This window comes from Xanthomonas sp. NCPPB 3582 (genome assembly GCF_041475735.2).
Classification (GTDB): Bacteria; Pseudomonadota; Gammaproteobacteria; order Xanthomonadales; family Xanthomonadaceae; genus Xanthomonas; species Xanthomonas codiaei.
Window position 1 is genome coordinate 1373925 of sequence record NZ_CM192968.1, and the last position, 19765, is coordinate 1393689.

General features: G+C 66.7%; 10 protein-coding genes and 2 pseudogenes. 5 read left to right on the forward strand and 7 right to left on the reverse strand.

The genetic code is table 11. The annotated features are described in order from the left end of the window. Nucleotides 1-88: 88 nt before the first annotated feature. Nucleotides 89-1786: a YbaL family putative K(+) efflux transporter gene (gene ybaL / locus ACCQ05_RS05790; protein WP_372393199.1), complete on the reverse strand. Its 1698-nt coding sequence runs from the start codon at nt 1784-1786 to the stop codon at nt 89-91. A 745-nt stretch (nt 1787-2531) separates the two neighbouring features. Here ybaL and ACCQ05_RS05795 point away from each other — a divergent pair. Next, nucleotides 2532-3725 (forward strand): cytochrome P450, encoded by a 1194-nt coding sequence (locus ACCQ05_RS05795; RefSeq protein ID WP_372393200.1) that lies wholly within the window; start codon nt 2532-2534, stop codon nt 3723-3725. A gap of 142 nt (nt 3726-3867) precedes the next feature. Here ACCQ05_RS05795 and ACCQ05_RS05800 read toward each other — a convergent pair whose 3' ends face one another. From ACCQ05_RS05800 to ACCQ05_RS05815, 4 genes are all read right to left on the reverse strand, one after another. Then, a complete protein-coding gene (locus ACCQ05_RS05800; RefSeq protein WP_372393201.1) occupies nt 3868-6267 on the reverse strand; it encodes a TonB-dependent receptor plug domain-containing protein in 2400 nt (799 codons plus the stop codon). A 332-nt stretch (nt 6268-6599) separates the two neighbouring features. Next, entirely contained in the window at nt 6600-8987 is a 2388-nt protein-coding gene (locus ACCQ05_RS05805; RefSeq protein WP_372393202.1) for a TonB-dependent receptor plug domain-containing protein, read from the reverse strand. Between the two features lie 275 nt (nt 8988-9262). Next, a complete protein-coding gene (locus tag ACCQ05_RS05810; protein WP_372393203.1) occupies nt 9263-9688 on the reverse strand; it encodes a VOC family protein in 426 nt (141 codons plus the stop codon). A 590-nt stretch (nt 9689-10278) separates the two neighbouring features. After that, on the reverse strand, nt 10279-12660 hold the full coding sequence (locus ACCQ05_RS05815; RefSeq protein WP_372393204.1) for a TonB-dependent receptor plug domain-containing protein: 2382 nt from the start codon (nt 12658-12660) through the stop codon (nt 10279-10281). 181 nt (nt 12661-12841) lie between these two features. Here ACCQ05_RS05815 and ACCQ05_RS05820 point away from each other — a divergent pair. The 3 genes and pseudogenes from ACCQ05_RS05820 to ACCQ05_RS05830 all read left to right on the forward strand — a co-directional run. Beyond that, nucleotides 12842-13807: pseudogene (locus ACCQ05_RS05820) on the forward strand (ABC-F family ATP-binding cassette domain-containing protein); the annotation flags it as partial. A 75-nt stretch (nt 13808-13882) separates the two neighbouring features. Next, nucleotides 13883-14761 (forward strand): annotated as a pseudogene (locus ACCQ05_RS05825) (ATP-binding cassette domain-containing protein); the annotation flags it as partial. A 50-nt stretch (nt 14762-14811) separates the two neighbouring features. After that, entirely contained in the window at nt 14812-15312 is a 501-nt protein-coding gene (locus ACCQ05_RS05830) for a YcxB family protein (RefSeq protein WP_372393205.1), read from the forward strand. Between the two features lie 23 nt (nt 15313-15335). Here the strand turns inward: ACCQ05_RS05830 and ampR are convergent, their stop codons facing one another. Further along, nucleotides 15336-16211 carry a LysR family transcriptional regulator AmpR gene (gene ampR, locus ACCQ05_RS05835; RefSeq protein ID WP_372393206.1) on the reverse strand — a complete coding sequence of 292 codons (876 nt, stop codon included), beginning with the start codon at nt 16209-16211 and terminating at the stop codon, nt 15336-15338. A 100-nt stretch (nt 16212-16311) separates the two neighbouring features. Here ampR and bla point away from each other — a divergent pair, with 100 nt between their 5' ends. Beyond that, entirely contained in the window at nt 16312-17217 is a 906-nt protein-coding gene (gene bla / locus ACCQ05_RS05840) for a class A beta-lactamase (RefSeq protein ID WP_372393207.1), read from the forward strand. Nucleotides 17218-17305: 88 nt separating this feature from the next. Here the strand turns inward: bla and ACCQ05_RS05845 are convergent, their stop codons facing one another. After that, nucleotides 17306-19453, reverse strand: a complete 2148-nt coding sequence (locus ACCQ05_RS05845; protein ID WP_372393208.1) for a phosphocholine-specific phospholipase C — start codon at nt 19451-19453, stop codon at nt 17306-17308. Nucleotides 19454-19765 lie beyond the last annotated feature (312 nt).

Below are 19765 nucleotides of genomic sequence, written 5' to 3' on the forward strand. Positions count from 1 at the left end.
GCGATCCGGAGGATCGCGTCCTGAAAGGCGCACGCCGGCATGCGCGCGCCTTGTCAACGGGTGGTGGCGTTGTGGACGGTAGCCCGCATCACGACGCCGGCACGCGCAACGCCCGATACGGCGGGGTGGACATCACCATCTCGGCCAGCGAATAGGCCAGCTCGCGCTCGGCCAGCACGGCACCGTCGGCACCGTGGTCGAGCAGATGCTTCACTTCCGCGTCGCTGTGCGCGCGCGCCAGCAGGGTCAGCGACGGGTTGATCGCACGCAGCTTGGCCAGCGCTTCGCCCGCTTCCAGCGGCTGCGGGATCGCCAGGATTGCGATCTTGGCATGCTCCGGGCGTGCCTCGGCCAGCACCCGGTCGGCGGCGGCGCTGCCACGGATGCCGGGAATGCCGGCCGCATGCGCCTTGGCCACGTGCTCGCCGTTGTCGTCGATCACCAGCACCGGCACGCCGCGGCTGCGCAGCAGTTGCGCCAGCGCGCTGCCCACGCGGCCATAGCCGATCACGATGGCATGGCCCTCGGCCGGCAGTGGCGGGCCGGGCGGCAACTCCGGCTCCACTGCAGCCGGTGCATCCTGGATCTGCCGGGCCTGCCAGCGGTCCAGCCACGAGAACAGGAACGGGTTGGCCACGATCGACAACAGCGCACCGGCCAGGATCAGGTCGCGCCCGGTCTCGGGCAGGATCGCCAGCTGTACGCCCAGCCCGGCCAGGATGAAGGAGAACTCGCCGATCTGCGCCAGGCTGGTGGAAATGGTCAGCGCGGTGCCGGTGGGGTGGCCGAAGGCGCGCACGATCAGGAACGCCGCCAGCGACTTGCCCACGGTGATGGTCAGGAAGGTCGCCAGCACCTGCCAGGGGTGGGCGATCAGGATCATCGGGTCGAACAACATGCCCACCGACACGAAGAACAGCACCGCGAACGCATCGCGCAGCGGCAACGAGTCGCTGGCGGCCTTGTGGCTGAGCTCGGACTCCTTGAGCAGCATGCCGGCGAAGAACGCGCCCAGCGCGAACGACACGCCGAACAACTTGGCCGAGACGAAGGCCACGCCCAGCGCGATGCCGAGCACGGCCAGGGTGAACAGTTCGCGCGAGCCGGTGGCCGCCACCTTTTCCAGCGACCATGGAATCACCCGCCGGCCGATCACCAGCATCGCCGCGACGAACGCCACCATCTTGAGCAAGGTCACGCCCAGCGCGGCCAGCAGCGAGGGCGATTGCCCATCGTGCGCCGTCGCCGGTGCAGCGCTACCGAGCACATCCGCCAGCGCCGGCAACAACACCAACGCCAGCACCATCACCAGGTCTTCGACGATCAGCCAACCCACCGCGATGCGCCCGCGCTGCGTGTCGAGCAGGCGGCGTTCTTCCAGTGCGCGCAACAGCACCACGGTGCTGGCCACCGACAACGCCAGGCCGAAGACCAGCCCGTGGATCAGCGGCCAGCCCATGCTCCAGGCCAGCGCCCAGCCGAGCAGGGTGGCCACCACGATCTGCACCAGCGCGCCGGGCACTGCGATCCACTTCACTTCCATCAGGTCTTCGAGCGAGAAGTGCAGGCCCACCCCGAACATCAGCAGCATCACACCCAGCTCGGACAGCTGGTTGGCCATGGTCTGGTCGGCCACGAAGCCCGGCGTAAACGGCCCGACGCACACGCCGGCCAGCAGGTAGCCGACCAGTGGCGAGAGCTTCACCTTCTGTGCGAGCGTGCCGAGGATGAAGGCGACCGCGAGGCCGACGGCGATGATGTCGATGAGGCTGGTGTCGTGATGCATTCCAATCCGTTGTGAGCGTGTCCGGGAGAACGATGAGGGCGTGCCCAGCCAACGGCACTGCGCCGGGCGTCGCCTGCGGGCATTGCGTGAATCGTCGCTGGGGGCCGGCGCGAGGGAACAGGACCGCATGGTCCGGTTGGCCGGACGCCCATAGTACACAGTGCATGATTAACGCGATGCGACATGCGACGCAGCCTGCATGGTGAGCGTGCTTGCAGCGCATCGCTGGTGTGCGGTCACACAACGGCGCAGCTGCAATCGCAGCGAGCATCACCCACGCGCCGGAGTGCACATGCGCCGGCATCGACCACGCACATGCAGCGCCGTGTCGCAGGGCTGCGCAACGTCACCAGGCGCAGATCGGGTCTCCAGGCCAAAGCACATGTGCATGAGCGAGCGCACGCAATTGCTGCGCGCATGTCGCCCGCGGTCGCTGCGGCGAAGATGTGAGCCTGTGCAATGGCCGCGGCCGCTTCTAGTGCGAGTGGTGGCGTGCAGCTCTCCGGGCCACGGTGCCTCCCATCGCAACGTGCCTGCGCGATGCCCTCCATCCATGCCTTCGATGACGCCATCGCGCCGACGCGATCGGTCCATTCAAGTTTGACGACAGGGCTTCGCGCTTGGGCAGGGCGCGTGCGAGGCGAGGTCCGACAATGCCGGCCTTGCATTGCGCAAGCGATCCGCACACTTCCCAAGCCAACGCCGTGTCGCGCGTCACCGCGACCAGGCCCTACGAGCCCAGGCCATGCACCTCAGTGATCTTGCAACACCGCAGTTCCGCCAGGATCCGTATCCCACCTATGCGCGCCTGCGCGCCGAAGGACCCTTGGTGGAAGTGGCCGAACGCCGGCTGATGACCGGCCATTACCGCGTGGTCGACAGCCTGCTCAGCGACCGGCGCGTCGGCCGCGATTATCTGGAAAGCATTCGTTTTCGCCACGGCGAGGACGCGCCGGAGATGCCGCTGTTCCAGGGGCTGAGCCGCATGTTCCTGATGGCCAACCCGCCCGCGCACACGCGCCAGCGTGGAGTGATGACGCAGGCCTTCACTGCACGGCACATGGAATCCATGCGCCAGGTGGCCAGCGAGATCGCCGCCGAGCTGATCGCCACATTCCGTGCCGATGGCCACTGCAATCTGCTGCGTGACTTCGCGTTTCCGCTGCCGATCAGCATCATCTGCCGCATGCTGGACATCGATCCTGCCGACGCTGCCATGTTGGGCGATGCAACCAGTGCGCTGGCAAAGGCCTTCGACCCGACCTTGATCCGCGAGGAGTTCGAGGCCACCACCGCGGCCTACCTGCAGCTGGAACGCTACTTCCACGATGTCATCGAGCGGCGGCGCAGCAGCAATGGCGACGACCTGATCTGCCGCTTCATCCGCGCAGAAAGCGAGGGGCACCGCCTGAGCACGGACGAGATCGTCTCCAACGTGATCCTGCTGTTCTTCGCCGGCCACGAAACCACCTCCAACATGATCTGCAATGCGCTGATCGCCCTGCACAGGCATCCCGCGCAACTGGCGATGCTCAGGGCCGATCCGGCATTGCTTCCCAATGCGGTGCTCGAATGCATGCGCTACGACAGTTCGGTGCAGATGGTCACGCGCTCGGTGTTGCAGGAGTTCGAGATCGAGGGCGTGCCGCTGCGGGAAGGCACGCTGGTGTATCTGATTCTCGGCGCCGCCAATCACGATGCCCTGCAGTTCACCGACCCGCATCTGCTGGATCTGCGGCGGCAGCAGGGGCGTGCGATGTCCTTTGGTGGAGGCATCCACCACTGCCTGGGCAACCGGCTTGCGTTGATCGAGATGGAGGCCGCGCTGGCGGCGTTGTTCGAGCACCTGCCAGGTCTGCGTCTGGAACAGCTCGATGCATTGACCTGGAACGACCGATCCAATCTGCGAGGCGTGGATGCCTTGCCAGTCTCCTGGTAAGGCAGCTCCGCCGCACGGCCTGCCCTGCGTGTGCGTGCACACCGGTGGCCGAAAGGAGAACGGGTAGGCATCGCCGGTACTGTGGCGATGCCCACGCCCGCGCTGCGCCGACCGCGGTCGGCGCAGGCAACCGGCGCCCCGATCAGAACCGGTAGGTCACCCTGCCATACCAGTAGCGGCCATTGAAACCGAACGGCGACAGCGACGGATACTGCAGGCCGCTGGCGCGGTCGTCGTAGCCGGTGGTCAGCTGCGCCTTGGTCGGGTACTGGTTGGTGAGGTTGTCGGCGCCGACGGTGAACGTGAAGGCATTCCAGGTCTGGCTGGCAGCCAGATTCAGCAGCCAACGCGCAGCGTACGTCTGGTCCTGGCTGCCGTCTGCCGGGTCGCCGATGCGCTTGATCGCGCCGTAGCGGGTGGCATTGAAGTTGAGCGCGAATCCACCGATCGACCAGTCCGCGGCCGCCATGTACTTGGTGCGCGGCGTCGATTGGGTGAGCAGACCCTGGCTGGCGCGTCCGAAATTGGGGTTGGACAGCTCCAGGATGGTGGTCTTGTTGTAGTTGGCGCTGGCGCTCAGGTTGAGCTTGCCGTAGCTGCCCAGGTCGGCCAGATAGCTGTTGATCCAGTCCACGCCGCGGGTGCGGCTGGTGGCGCCGTTGACGAAGAACTGCACCGCCGCCACCTGGCCGATCGGTTCTGCCAACTGCAGCTGGTCCGAATACAGAATCTGATCCCAGATGCGGATCTGGTACACGTCCAGGCTGGAGGTGAAGTTGGCCGTCGGTTGCCACACGCCGCCCAGCCCGTAGTTGGTGGATTTTTCCGGACTCAACGGGCGGGCGCCCAGTTGCAGGGCAATCGGATCGGAGGTGCGGTAGGTACCTACCTGCACCAGTTGGCCATCCTGCGGCAGGGTCACCACCGAGGCATAGTTCTGCTGCGCCAGCGAGGGCGCGCGGAAGCCGTTGGAGAGGGTGGCGCGCAGCGCGAACGTTTCGGTGAAGGCATAGCGCGCCGACAGCTTGCCCGAGCGCGTGGAGCCGGCATCGCTGTAGTTCTCGAAGCGGCCGGCAATGCCGCCGGAGAGCTTGTCGGTCAGATCCGCTTCCAGGTTCGCGTACACCGCATTGCTGTGGCGGCCGAATCGGCCGGCCACTGACGGCTCCAGGCCGGAGAACACCTGTGCGCCGCCAGGGTAGGGCGCGCCGGTATCGGGGTTGATGGTGGTCGGGTCGAAGAAGTAAGAGTCCGGCGAGCCGGCGGTGATCTCGTAGCGGTCCTGGCGATGCTCCGCACCGAAGGCGACATTGACCGGGTAGGCCAGCCCCCAGTCGAAGGACTTGTTGATGTCCAGGTTGACCACACCCTGCTCGGTCTCGAAGCCGCCGGCGTTGAAGTTGGTCGGCGAGCTGCCGGTGGTCCAGTACAGATTGGTGTTGATGCTGTCGAGGATGTTGAAGCTCATGTCGTTCTTGCCATAGGTGGCCGACACGTCCCAGTTCCATTCGCCCGCGGTGGTGCCTTTCAGCCCCAGCACCGCCGAGCGGTCGTTGACCGGGTTGTAGATCTGCGGCAGGAAGCCGTTCGGATATACCGCCTGCACGTTGCGGCTGGTGTTATCAAAGGCGCGGTAATAGCCGTTGGAGGTGACCTCGCGCCGGCTCGCGCTGACATGGCCGTAGAGCTCCACGTTCGGCGAGAAGTCGTAGCCGAAGGCGGCCAGCCCCTGGTAGAAGGTCGAATCCGGATCGCCGTGGCGCTGGTAGGGCACGCCGCTGGGATTGGCCGCACCGGCGATGGTGGTGGCGCGGTTGGTGTTCTCGCTGCGGTTGGTGTCCATGGTGTTCTGGTAGTTCCAGGACAGCCGCACCCAGCCCGGCGCGCTATCGCCACCGCTGCCGCCGAACGGCAGCCCGATCGAGCCGTCGATGCCGTTCTGCGCGCCATCGCCCTTGTCCATCAGGCCGCCGTTGATCGACACGCTGTTGCTGCCCGCATCGGCGCCGTGCTTGAGCACGATGTTGACCACGCCGGCGATGGCATCGGAGCCGTACTGCGCCGACGCGCCGTCGCGCAGCACTTCGATGCGCGCAATCGCCGACATCGGCAGCGAGTTCAGATCGGCCGGTGCCGAGCCGCGGCCCACGTAGGGGTTGTAGTTGATCAGCGAAGAGGTGTGATAGCGCTTGCCGTCCACCAGCACCAGCACCGCATCCGGCGACAGGCCGCGCAAGGTGGCCGGGCGTGCGGCATCGTTGCCGTCGGAAATCGCCGGGCGCGGGAAGTTCAGCGACGGCAGCAACTTGCCCAGCGCGGTGGCGATGTCGGTGGCGCCGGTGGCCTGCAGCGATTGCTCGGTGATGATGTCGATCGGCGATTCGGATTCGGCCACGGTGCGGTCGCTGACACGCGTACCGGTGACGATCAGGGTGTCCAGGGTCTTCTGCGGCTGGGTCGATTGCGACTGCGCACTGGCAGCGAAGGAGCAGACGGTCAGTGCGACTGAAATCGCCAGCGAGAGTGCGTTGGAGGTGTGCATGGGAATCAAGGCTCAAAGGGGACGATGGACGCAGCGACGAGGCACGGTGAATGCCGGGGGAATGCAACTGCGTAGGGGTAATCGGTCATGCCTGCGCACCGATGCTTCCGGGGTGCGGAAACGGCGTGCGCGAAGATGACAGCAATCGGCAAGGCGCGGTGTGGCGCCTTGCGCAGTTTGCTGAGCGCATCCTTGCCGGGAACGGTGCAAGCGCGCCTCGGTCCGGCATGCCGCAAGGGTGTGCGATCGGCCAGGAACGTGACCTCGCCAGGGCGTACTGAAGCGTTGCGGCAACACACAGGCGCCGGTCGTTACCGACCGGCGCATGCGATTTACCACTTGTAGTTCACGTTGGCGTATACCAGCGCGCCATTGAATCCGAACGGCGAGGCGCTGCTGTAAGGCAGGTAGTTGCGCGTGCCCAGGCCGGCCTGCTGGCGATCCGGATATTCGTTGAGCACGTTGTCGCCGCCGACGGTGAAGTTCCACGCGCCCAGCTTGTAGGACGCGGCCAGATCCAGCGTCCACTTGGCCGCGTAGGTCTGGTCGCTGCCGGCATTGGTGCCGAAGGTAGTGAACTCGCCCCAGCGCGTGGCGGTGCCGGTAAACGACCAGTTGCCCGGCGACCAGGTCCCGCCCAGGAAGAACTTGTCGCGTGGCGTGCCTTCAGTGATACGGCCCAGTTCTGCACGGCCGATGCGCACCGCACCCGGGTCGATGGCTTCCAGTGCAGCCGGGTTGGCGGCGATGCGCTCGACTTCGGTCTTGTTGTAGTTGTAGCCGGTGGTCAACTCCGCGCTGCCGCCGTCCAGGGCCCAGCGATAGGTGCCGACCGCATCCACGCCCTGGGTCTTGGTGTCCACCGCGTTGGTGAAGTAGCGCCCACCACCGATACCCGGGAAGCCGTTGGCCTGCAGATAATTGCGCGCCGCGGTGGACGTGAGATTCTCCGACAGCACGATGCGGTCATCGATATCGATACGGTAGGCGTCGACGGTGATGTACAGGTTGTCCACCGGCTGCAGCACCACGCCCAGGCCGTAGTTCTTGGACTCTTCGGCCTTGAGCGGTTCGGCGCCGAGCGCAACGGCCGCCGGGTTGTCGGTGCGGAAGGTGCCGATCTCGAACGGAATCGCGGTCACCGTGCCGTTGGGCTGCGCCACGTTGAGGAACTGGGTGGCGATCGACTGGAAGTTCTGCTGCTGCAGCGATGGCGCACGGAAGCCGGTGGAAGCGGTGGCTCGCAGCGCCACCTTGTCGGTGAAGGCATAGCGCAGCGACAGCTTGCCGGTGGCGGTGTCGCCGAAGTCGCTGTACTTCTCGTAGCGCCCGGCAAGGCCTGCGGAGAATTTCTCGGTCAGATCCGCTTCCAGGTCCACGTACGCCGAGTGGCTGTTGCGGTTGTAGTACCCGGCATCGGAGAGCTTGAAGCCCGGGAACACCTGCGCGCCCGGGATCAGCGTACCGGCCGCCGAGGGAATGCCGCCGTTGGCCGACGACGCGGCATCGCCCGGCGACTGGTTGAATTTCTCGCCGCGCCATTCCGCGCCGAAGGCCAGCGTGACCGGGTAGGCCAGGCCCCAATCGAGCGTCTTGGTGAAGTCGGCATTGAGCACGTTCTGCGTCACTTCCAGCGTACCGGCATGGAAGTCGGTGGGGCTGGCCAGCCCCAGGCTGTTGTTCAAGCTGTTGCGCACATCGAAGGTGAGATTGTTCTGGCCGTAGTTGTAGCTCAGATCGATGTTCAGGCCGCCTTCGGTGGAGGTCTTCAGGCCGCCCACCCACGACACGTCCTTGCTGACGTTGTAGATCTGCGGCAGGAAGCCGTCGGGATAGATTTCCGGGCGGTTGCGGTTGTCGCCGGCGAAACGGAAATAGCCGTTGGACAGCACTTCGCGCCGGCTGACCATGCCGAACGAGTAGAAGGTGAGGTAATCGGTGGGGCTGTATTCGCCGTTGAACGAGATGGCACCCTGGTCGATCTCCGGATCGCCATAGCGCTGCTCCACGCGGCCCTGAAACGGCAGCGCGCGATTGGTCTGGTCAGAATGCCCGGCCTGCGCGGCCAGGTGCACCTTGCCGGTGCCGGCGAAGCTGAAGCCGGCATCGCCGGACAGCTGGTACTGCTCGCCGTCGCCGGCGCTGTACTTGCCGTAACGGCCATTGACGTTGCCGCCTTCGCCGCTGCCCTTGAGCACCACGTTGATCACGCCGGCGATCGCGTCCGAGCCGTATTGTGCCGACGCGCCATCGCGCAGCACCTCGATGCGCTCCACCGCGGCGATCGGGATGGTGTTGAGATCGGCCGGCGAGGAACCGCGGCCCTGGGTGTCGTTGAGATTGATCAGCGCGGTGCTGTGATAACGCTTGCCGTTGACCAGCACCAGCACCTGGTCGGGCGACAGGCCGCGTAGCTGCGCAGGGCGTACCGCGTCCGAGCCGTCGGAGATGGCGGGTCGGGGGAAATTGAGCGAGGGGATCGCGCGTGACAGCGCGGTGGCCAACTCGGTGGTGCCGGTCGATTCCAGTGCCTGTGGCGAGATGATGTCGATCGGCGATGCCGATTCGGCCACGGTGCGGTCCGCCACGCGGGTGCCGGTGACGATCAGCGTATCGAGGGTTTTCTGGGCAGGAACCTGCGACTGCGCAACTGCGGTTGAAGCGGAAAACGACAAGGCGACAGCAACAGCGACTGCGAGTGGACTGGACTTGCAATTCATGCGGTGACAACTCCGAGTGGGGAACGGATGCAGCGCAGTGGGCCCCCTCCCAGGCCGCGTCCGTGGCGGCAGCTGCGGTGCGTTCTCAACCATTAACCACGCGTAACCGCATGTCAAATTTTGGTTACGTTGCGCATGCAACTGTCATCGAATATATGCTCATGCCAACGTTGTCATCGTGCACCAAAGTGAGGCGTCGGTTGCATATCCCCAACTGGAGCAACGCATTGCGTCGCCCCATTTTGGCTCTCGATACCAGTTATGAAAGTTGTGCATCAAAACGTGATCTGCACCGCATCGGCGCTGCGTTGCGCAGGACCATGAAAGACCGCCTCGATATTGTTGCCATCCGGATCGAGCACAAAGGCGGCGTAGTAACTGGGGTGATACGGGCGCAGGCCCGGTGCGCCGTTGTCGCGACCGCCGTGCGCCAGGGCGGCCCGATGGAAGGCATGCACCATGGCCACGTCGCGGGCCTGGAAGGCCAGGTGATGGCGGCCGGTCAGCACGCCCTGCGCCACGGTGTCGCGATCGGACACGAACAGTTCGTCGGCCCAGAAGAATCCTTCGCCTTCGCCACCGATCGGCACGCCTAGCACGCCGAGCACGGCGTGATAGAAGCGCCGGCTTGCAGGCAGGTCCTGCACCACCAGGTGCAGGTGATCGATCAGGCGGCCACGGCTCAACTGCGATGCTTCCATCTGCATGCTCCGGCAATCATGAGGAGTCCGCGTGATAGCACGGAGCCGGCGCAGGCATCGTCACGGGCATCGGCGTGGTCCGCAGGCTGCGGCTCGGCTGCGCGATGCAGGGTGCAGCGTGGCCTGGCGAGCCCATCATGGCGCCGGCCGCAAGTCGTGCCTGCAGCGCCTGGTTGCCACCTGCCAAGCAGACGGTGCGCATGCAGGACGGTCGTGACCGCCCGCACGCATGGCAGGCGCGCGACACAACGCAAACGCCCCGGGCAAGCCGGGGCGTTTGGCGGAACCAGATTGCTGGCGATGCAAGACGCATGCATCGGCTGAAATCCAATGCGCGATCGTCAGGACGGGCGCGGCCGCTATGCAGGGTTTGCAGGCATTGACCGTGCGCGGCCGCTGCGATGCGCCAGCCAGGCACCGAGGAACGACCACCTTGGCTCCGGACGCGCTTCATTCCCGTGCCCGGCTCGAAGCCGCACCCACACCTCACGCATTCGACCGCAGCTGGCCCAAACCGAGGTCGGCACCTCCGCCACCGACCTCACGACTGCCCCAACTGGCTGCGCAGCGCCTTTGCAGGGACGCAGCGCTTACCAGCGGTAGTTGATGCGCCCGTACACGTACGCACCGTTGAAGCCGAACGGCGACAGATTGCTGTACGGGAACTGCCCGCTGGTGGAGTTGGCGAAGTTGTTTTCGTCCGGATATTCGTCCAGCAGGTTGTCCGCGCCCAGGGTCAGCGTCCAGCGGTGCACCTTGTAGCTGGCCGACGCATCCACCACCCACTTGGCGCCGAAGGTCTGGTCGTTGATCGCCGCCGCCGGGCGCGTGCTGTACTTGCCGTAGCGGGTGGCACCCAGCGCCAACGTCCAGTGCTCGGAATTCCAGCTGCCATTGAGCAGGAACTTGTCGCGCGGGAAGCCTTCTTCGATGCGGCCGCGCTCGGTGCGGTCGATACGCTCCAGGCTCAAGCCGTTGGCCGACAGCGCCGCCGGGTTGGCGGCCACGCGGCGCACCTCGGTTTCCGAGTAGTTGTAGCCGGCGGTCAGGTCCACAGTGCTGGCGGCCAGCTGCCAGCGGTAGCTGCCCACCACGTCCACGCCGCGCGTGCGCGTGTCCACCGCGTTGGTGAAGTAACGCCCGCCGTTGATGCCGAAGATGCCCTGCGATTCCAGCAGCGTGCGCACGCCTGTGCCGGTGAGGTTGGACGACAGCACGATGCGGTCGTCCACATCGATCTGGTACGCATCCACGGTGAGGTAGAGCGCATCGGTGGGCTGCAGCACCAGGCCCAGGCTGTAGGACAGCGAGGTTTCCGCATCCAGCGGTTCGGCACCGAAGGCGCGTGCCACCGCGCTGTCGGCCGGGAAGGTGCGGATCTCGAACGGGTTCGGGTTGCCGGCCAGGAAGGTGGTGCTGGTGGACTGGAAGTACTGCTGCGCCAGCGAGGGCGCACGGAAGCCGGAGGCCACCGTGCCGCGCAGTGCGATCCTGTCGGTGAACGCGTAGCGCGCCGACGCCTTGCCCGAGGCCTGGCTGCCGAAATCGCTGTAGTCCTCATAGCGTCCGGCAAGCCCGGCGGAGAACTTGTCGGTGAAGTCGGCTTCGATGTCGGCGTACACCGCGTAGCTGTCGCGCGAATACTGCCCGGACACGCTGGGCGCGAATCCGCCAAAGCCCTGTGCGCCGCCGGCCAGCGTGCCGGCCTGGAAGTAGGAGCCCACTTCGCCCGGCGACTGGTTCCATTTCTCGTTGCGGTACTCGGCGCCGAAGGCCACGGTGACCGGGTACGCCAGGCCCCAGTCGAAACCGCGCTTGACGTCCAGGTTGACGATGTTCTGCGTGGTCTCCAGCGCGCCATCGTAGAACGACGTGGGCGAGGTCGGCCCCAGGCTCACATTGAGCGTGTTGCGGGTGTGGAAATCGATACGGTTGTAGCCGTAGTTGTAGCTGGCATCCCAGTCCCAGCCGCCGGCGGTGGAGCCGCGCACGCCGGCCACCAGCGAGCGGTCCTTGGCGTAGCTCTGGATTTCCGGCAGGAAGCCCTGCGGATAGATCGAGCGGATGTTCTGGCTGCTGCCCGGCGCGCGGAAGAACGCGAACGAGGTGATGTCGCGGTTGCTGGCGGTGGCGAAGGCGTAGCCGGTGATGCTGTCGCTGAACCGGTATTCGGTATTGAGCGAGGCGGCCTGCGCATTGACGTCTGGGTCGCCGATCTTGAACGCCTTCTGGCCCACGGCCGGCTGCGAGACGCTGGGCGCGCCGGCATAGCCGCGTGCGCGGTCGGTGGGATCCTGCTGGTTGAGCTGGGCGGCCACGTGCAGCCAGCCGCGGTCGCCGCCATAGGCCACGCCGGTATCGCCGGACAACTCGTAGTTGCTGCCGTCGCCGGCCGAGTACTGGCCGAAGCCGGCCTGCAGGCTGCCGCCCTGTTCCGCGCCCTTGAGCACGATGTTGACCACGCCGGCGATGGCATCGGAGCCGTATTGCGCCGAGGCGCCGTCGCGCAGCACTTCCACCCGTGCGATCGCCGCCACCGGAATGGTGTTCAGATCCACCGCCGCGGCGCCGCGGCCGATGGTGCCGTTGAGGTTGAGCAGCGAGGAAGTGTGGCGGCGCTTGCCGTTGACCAGCACCAGCACCTGGTCCGGCGACAGGCCGCGCAGCTGCGCGGGACGGATCGCGCTGGTGCCGTCGCTCAGCGCCGGGCGCGGGAAGTTCAGCGAGGGCAGGGCGCGCGCCAGCGCGGTGGCCAGTTCCGGGGTGCCGGTGGCCTGCAGCGATTCGGCGCTGATGATGTCGATCGGCGACTGCGATTCGGCCACGGTACGGTCGGAGACGCGGGTGCCGGTGACGATCACCGTATCCAGGGTGTTGGCGGTGCTGGCCGGCGCGGCGGTCTGGGCCAGGGCGGGAGAGGCAAGCAGTGCAGCGACCACGGCGGTCGCAAGGCAGGACAGGGGGATGTTCATGACAACTCCGAAAACGGCAGCCCGAGCGGGGCCAACTAGACTGGGCGGGTGGCGATCACGGCCGTGCGAAGCGGGCGCGTCGTCCAACCTGAAGGCGCTAATTATTCGTTAACGCTAGAATGGCGTCGCAGGAATGCTGCTCATCTGCTCATTCCTTTTCGTTCTATCGGACTGTCCATCAATGATTTCCCTGCGCAACTTCTCCATGCGACGCGGCGAGCGTCTGCTGTTGTCCAACGTCGACCTGACCATGCATGCCGGCTACCGCGTCGGTGTGGTGGGCCGTAACGGGACCGGCAAGTCCAGCCTGTTCGCCGCGGTGAAGGGCGAGCTGGAGGCGGACAAGGGCGATGTCGACCTGCCCGGCAAGGTGCGCACCGCCAGCGTGTCGCAGGAAACCCCGTCGCTGCCCGATCCGGCGCTGTCGTTCGTGCTGGGCGGCGATATCGAGGTCTCCGCAGTGCTGCAGGAGGAGGCCGAGGCCACTGCCCGCGAGGACTGGGAGGCGGTGGCCAATGCGCACCAGAAGATGGCCGAGATCGGCGCCTACGATGCCGAGGCACGCGCCGGCAAGCTGCTGCATGGCCTGGGTTTTTCCGCCGACACCCATCACCGTGCGGTGTCCTCGTTCTCCGGCGGCTGGCGGGTGCGCCTGAACCTGGCGCGTGCGCTGATGATGCCCAGCGACCTGCTGCTGCTCGACGAACCGACCAACCACCTGGACATGGACGCGGTGCTGTGGCTGGAGCAGTGGCTGCTCAAGTACCCGGGCACCTTGTTGCTGATTTCGCATGACCGCGAATTTCTCGACAACGTGGCCACCCACACCCTGCACCTGCACGGCGGCACCGCCAAGCTGTATGTCGGCGGCTATACCGATTTCGAGCGCCAGCGCATCGAGCACCTGCGCCAGCAGCAGATCGCGCACGAGAAGGAACAGGCCGAGCGCGCGCACCTGCAGAGCTTCATCGACCGCTTCAAGGCGCAGGCCAGCAAGGCCACCCAGGCGCAGAGCCGCATGAAGCGGCTGGCCAAGATGGCCGGCACCGAGGCGGTGCGCGCCGAGCGCGAGTTCCGCATCCAGTTCGTCCAGCCCAACCGGCTGCCGTTTTCGTTGATCCGGCTCAATCACGTGGAAGCCGGCTATCCGGCTCCGACCTCCCTTCCCCTGCGTGCGGGAGAAGGTGCCCAAAGGGCGGATGGGAGCAACGCGCCCACCGTCATCCTGCACGACGTCGGCTTCGGCCTGGAAGCGGGCGACCGCATCGGCCTGCTCGGTCCCAATGGCGCGGGTAAGTCCACGCTGGTCAAGACCTTGGTGGGCGAGCTGGCGCCGTTGGCGGGCGAGCGCAGCGCTCATCCGGACCTGCGTATCGGCTATTTCGCCCAGCACACGGTGGAATCGCTGCATGAAGGCCAGTCGCCGATGGACCACTTCCGCGACCTGTCCCCGGATGGCTCCAACCAGGCGTTCCGCGATTTCCTGGGCAAATGGAATTTTGCCGGCGACCGCGCCTTCGAAGTGGTGGACGGCTTCTCCGGTGGCGAGCGCGCGCGCCTGGCACTGGCGCTGATCGCCTGGCAGCAGCCCAACGTGCTGCTGCTGGACGAACCGACCAACCACCTGGACCTGGAAATGCGCGAGGCGCTGGCCGAGGCGCTGAGCGATTTCGAAGGCGCCATCGTGATGGTCTCGCACGACCGCCATCTGATCGGCCTGGTCTGCGACAGTTTCTGGCGCGTGGCCGATGGCGTGGTGGAGCCGTTCGCTGGTGACCTGGACGAATATGCCACGTGGTTGCGCAGCCGCCCGGCCGCGCAGGGCACCAAGCAGAAGATGGCCGAAGTGGCACCGACCCCGCCGCCGCCGACCAAGCCGCTGCCGCCGAAAAAAGCCGTCAACCCGCACAAGCTGGCCAGCGCCGAAAAACGCGTCGGCGAACTGGAGGCGGCGCTGGCCGAGCTGGACCGCGAACTCGCCAACCCCGGCAATTACGCCGACAGCGACAAGATGGCGGTGCTGGGCCGTGACCGTGAGGCGACGGCGCAGCAGCTGGCCGCGGCGGAAGCGGCGTGGATGGAGTTGATCGAGAGCGCGTAACGCGCACGCGTTACGCTATGCACCGAGTCACGCACAGGGATGTAGCAAGCATGATCAGCGCCACCATCAGTCTGCAAGACCATCTGGCCGCACAGCGGCTGCATGCGCGGTACACGGCCAAGGGCCTGATCGTGTTCCTGGTGGTCCTGCTACTGATCGGGGCAGGAGTGCTTCGACTGAGCGGGGCCAGTGAGATCATCGGCCCGGTATTGATCGGCGGCGGCGGTGGCGGCTTGCTCGGTCTGGCGCTGTTGCACGCCTGGGGCTTGCCACGCAGGATCAAGCGCCTGCACGCCCAGCAGGCTGCGCTGCGGCACACCTACACCTTTGCGTGGGACGAGACCGGGCTGGAAATCACCTGGGCGGACGGGCGGCTGCGCCGGCCGTGGTCCGACTACATCCGCTACCGCGAAAACGACCGCGTGCTGCTGCTGTATCACAACGACCGCCTGTTCGAGCTGTTTGTCCCGCACTGGTTCGCCGATCGGGCGCAGTACGAGGCGTTTCGCCGCGTGGCGGTGCAGGGGATCGCGGCGTCCGCGCGCCGCTGAGCACGGAGCTGCGGTGACGGCGCTCAGCCGGAGCGCTGTTGCTCTGCCTGCAGCCAGTGACGCAATCGCGCATCGGCATCGCCTTCCGGGCGCGAGCGCAGCCGGGTGAGCCAATAGCGCCCGGCGTCGATCTGGATCGGGAACGGGCACACCAGCCGCCCTGCGTCCAGATCCTGGCGAAACATCGGCAGCGGCAGCAATGCCACGCCGGCACCGGCCGCCGCCGCGCTGGCCAGCGTCAACGAGGAATCGAACATGGCCCCGCGTGCGGCGACCTCGGTCACGCCGGCTGCGCGAAACCATTGCGGCCATTCGTCCACGCGGTACGAGCGCAATAACGGCAGCTGCGCCAGATCGGCCGGCGTGTGCAGGCCGCGCGCCATGCTGGGCGCACACACCGGCGCAAACGGCGCCTCCATCAACGCATGCGCGACCTGGCCCTGCCAGTCGCCGTCGCCGAAACGGATCGCCAGATCCAGCCCTTCGCCGGCCAGATCGACCCGGTTGTTATGGGTGGACAGGCGTAATTCGATATCCGGGTGGGTAGCATGAAAGGCCGGCAATCGCGGCAGCAGCCAGCCGGTGGCGAAGGTGCCCACCACGCCCACGCTGAGCACCTCGCGATAGCGTCCATCGGCAAAGCGCTCCAGGGTGGCGGCGATGCGGTCGAAGGCCTCGCCCAGCACCGGCGCCAGCGCCGCGCCCTCGTCGGTCAGCGCCACCCCGCGCGGCAGGCGGTGGAACAGGCTGGTGCCCAGGCGTTGCTCCAGCGCCTTGATCTGGTGGCTGAGCGCGGCCTGGCTCACGCACAGTTCGCTGGCCGCGCGGGTCAGGTTCTGGTGGCGAGCGGCGGCTTCGAAGGCGCGCAGGGCATTGAGCGGCAGGCGGGGGCGTGGCATGCGCAGAGATTAATTCAATTCATGCCTGTGATCGAAACATCGCGATGGTCGGCTGCTTTGTGCGCATCGATACTGCGGGCTCCCTCCAGGAGGCAGACGCATGTTGAATCGGCGAGAGTTCTTGTGTGCAACCGGCGCGGGCATGCTGTTTGCGGCGTCCAGGCCCGTGCAGGCGCTCAGCCCGGCGGTGAATGTGGACGACCTGCTGCGGGCGCAGTGGGCGGACATCGAACGCGGCACCGGTGGTCGCCTGGGCATCAGCCTGCTCGACAGCGCCACCGGCTGGCGGCTCGGGCAACGCGAGCACGAGCGCTTTCCGATGTGCAGCACCTTCAAATTTGTATTGGCTGCCGCAGTTTTGCGGCAGGTGGACCGGGGCAGGCTGACGCTGGCGCAAGCGGTCAGCATCCGTGCCTCGGACATGCTTGGGCATGCCCCGGTCACCAAGGGCCATGTCGGCGGCGCGCTGCGTGTCGGCGAGCTGTGCCGGGCCACCATGATCTACAGCGACAACCCTGCCGCCAACCTGTTGTTCCCGCTGGTCGGGGCCCCGCCCGGCCTGACCGCCTTCCTGCGCAGCATCGGCGATGCCAAGACCCGCAGTGATCGCTACGAGCCGGAGATGAACGGGTTCGCCCCCGGCGAGCCGCGCGACACCACCACCCCGGCGGCCATGGCGTCCACGCTGCGCACGCTGTTGCTTGGCGATGCGCTGCAGCCTGCCTCGCGCAAGCAGCTGACCGACTGGATGATCGACAACCGTACCGGCGACGATTGCCTGCGTGCAGGGCTCACACGCGACTGGAAGATCGGCGACAAGACCGGCAGCAACGGCACCGATACCCGCAACGATATCGCCATCCTCTGGCCGCCGAAGGGCCGGCCGCCACTATTGCTGACGACGTACTTGAACGGTGCCAAGGTCGACGATGCTGCACGCGATGCGGCGCTGAAGGCAGTGGCGGTCGCAGTGCGGGAATGGTTCGGCAGGCACGATGCCGGCTAGGGAGGTTGCGACCTTCTTCCACGCAGCGGCGTGCTGCGGAGCGATGGTTGCCGCCGGCCAGCGGCAACACTCAACCTGGCACGGTCACTCAACCCAGCGCGCCGACCACCACGGGGTCGTCCTGCTGCAGCCGCGCCGGCCCACCCATGGCCGGGTCGCTGACGCTGTCGGCGCCGGTTTCGATACGGCCAGCCAGGCGCTGGGCCGCGCCGTCGTGCTTCACCCACAGGTCGTACCAGCCGCCGGTTGCTGCCGCTTTCCAACGGCGCTGCTCGGTCGTGCCGGGCGCAATGCTCAGACGTTCGTGCGGTTGTGCGGCTGCATAGGCGCCCGGTTGCAGCTCTACCTGCACCGCAGCGCTGCCGCCATTGCGCAGCGATAGCAACACGGACGTGGCGTCGTTCGGATCTGGTGTGATCTCGGTCACCAGCAACGGTGCGCCAAGGTCGCCGCGGTAGTGACGATGGAATCCGTTCGGGCCAATCAGCCACAGATCGTAGCGGCCGTCGTAGGTGGTCCAGTCGCCGTCCAGCGTGGCATCGGGACCTACGGTGTAACGGCGTGGGATCGCCGCCAGATCGTAGCGGTCGTAGACATGCAGCACCGCCGCCGCGCCGCGGTTGTGCATGCGTAGCCGGACCTCGCCACGCTCGGGTACCTGTGCCAATTGCACGCTCGGGCGATACGGCACGGCGCGCGAACGGCGCACGCCGAACGCTTGCGCGGGCGGCTGCAGGGTGGCCGGCAGCGGCGGCAGCGTGTGCTCGCGCAAGGCTGCCGCACGCAGTGCCGCATCGCCCACGTCGGGCAGCGCCGCGACGAACGGGCGTGCATCGGCGCTGCGGAAGTCGAACGCATTGGTCAGGTCGCCACACACTGCGCGCCGCCATGGCGTGATCTGCGTGGCCTGCACGCCGAAGCGCCGTTCCAGCAGGCGCAGCACCGAGGTGTGGTCGTACACCTGCGAATCCACCCAGCCACCGCGGCTCCATGGCGAGATCACATACATCGGTACGCGCGGGCCGAGCCCGTACGGGCGGCCGTGCAGGTCCGGCAGATCCACTTTCTGCTCCCCCGGTGCGCGATTGCGGTGGTAGTCGTCGTCGGTGGCGATGCTGGAGGCACCGGCAAACCCGCCGGCTGCGCGCAGGTCCGGCGATGGCGGGGCGGGCGGCGGGACATGGTCGAAGAAGCCGTCGTTCTCGTCGAACATCAGCAGCAATGCAGTGCGGCTCCAGACCTGCGGATCGGCGGTGAGCGCATCCAGCACGCGCGCGGTGTAGGCCGCGCCCTGCGCCGGGCTGGACGGATCCGGGTGCTCACTGCCGGCCGCATCGGCAATGACGAAACTCACTGACGGCAGGCGGCCGGTCACCACGTCCTCGCGCAGCTGCGCCACGCCGCGGGTGCTGACGCCACGCGCACGCAGCTGTGCATCGTGACCAGGCGCGTTGCGGTAGGCCTGCCGAAACGCCTCGAACCCGGCCAGCGGGTTGTCGGTGAAGTTGTCGGCCATGTCCTGGTAGATCTGCCAGCTCACGCCCGCGCGCTGCAGCTGTTCGACATACGTGGTCCAGCGATAGGACTCGGCAAAGCCGCCCAGTTCCGGAAAGTTGTCGTGCGAGTTGCCGATCACCGGCCCGCCATTGCGGGCCTGCGGATCGTTGCCGCCGGTCCACAGGAACACGCGATTGGAGTTGGTGCCGGTCTGGATCGAGGCGTGGTACGCGTCGCAGAGGGTGAACGCTTCCGCAAGCGCGTACTGGAAGGGAATATCCGCACGCCCGTAATAACCCAGTGCGTGATTGTGCTTGGCCGCCGCCCAGTGCCCGAGCCGGCCATGATCCCAGGCCTGCTGTGCATCCGGCCAGCTGTGCGGCGTGCCCTTGACGCGCATGAAGCCGAATTGCGCGGCCGTATCCAGTGCAAATGGCGTCAGCCATTGCATGCCGTCTTCGCTGGGCTGCAGCCACACCGTGCGCGAGGGCGCGCCGGGCAGCGGCGGGGCCGGAATCGGAAAGCGATCGCCGAATCCGCGCACGCCGGGCATGGCGCCGAAGTAATGATCGAACGCGCGATTTTCCTGCATCAGGATCACTACGTGCTGCAGATCTTCCAGCGTGCCGCTGCGACGATCTGGCGCGATGGCTGCGGCCCGCGCAATGCTGGGTAGCAGTGCCGTCGTGCCGGCGCTCAGTCCGGCCTGCAGGACGCGGCGGCGGGGAAGATCGATCATCGTGTCACCTGATTGGCTGAAACTTCACGAGTCCCTTCCACCGCCTGCGGGGGAAGGTGCCCGAAGGGCGGATGGGGGCATGGTCGGCATAAGAAGCTAGTTGCAGGCGTAGGCGCGGGCTTTCTGGACCCCCGGTGTCTAAGCCCTGCCGGCCCCGCCCTCATCCGGCGCTACGCGCCACCTTCTCCCGCCAGCGGGAGAAGGGAAACGCTGCCTTCCACCGCCTGCGGGGGAAGTGCCCGAAGGGCGATGGGGGCGCAGCACCCGCACCTAAAAATCTCTCACTAGCGTAAGTCAGCAGCAGCGCCCGTG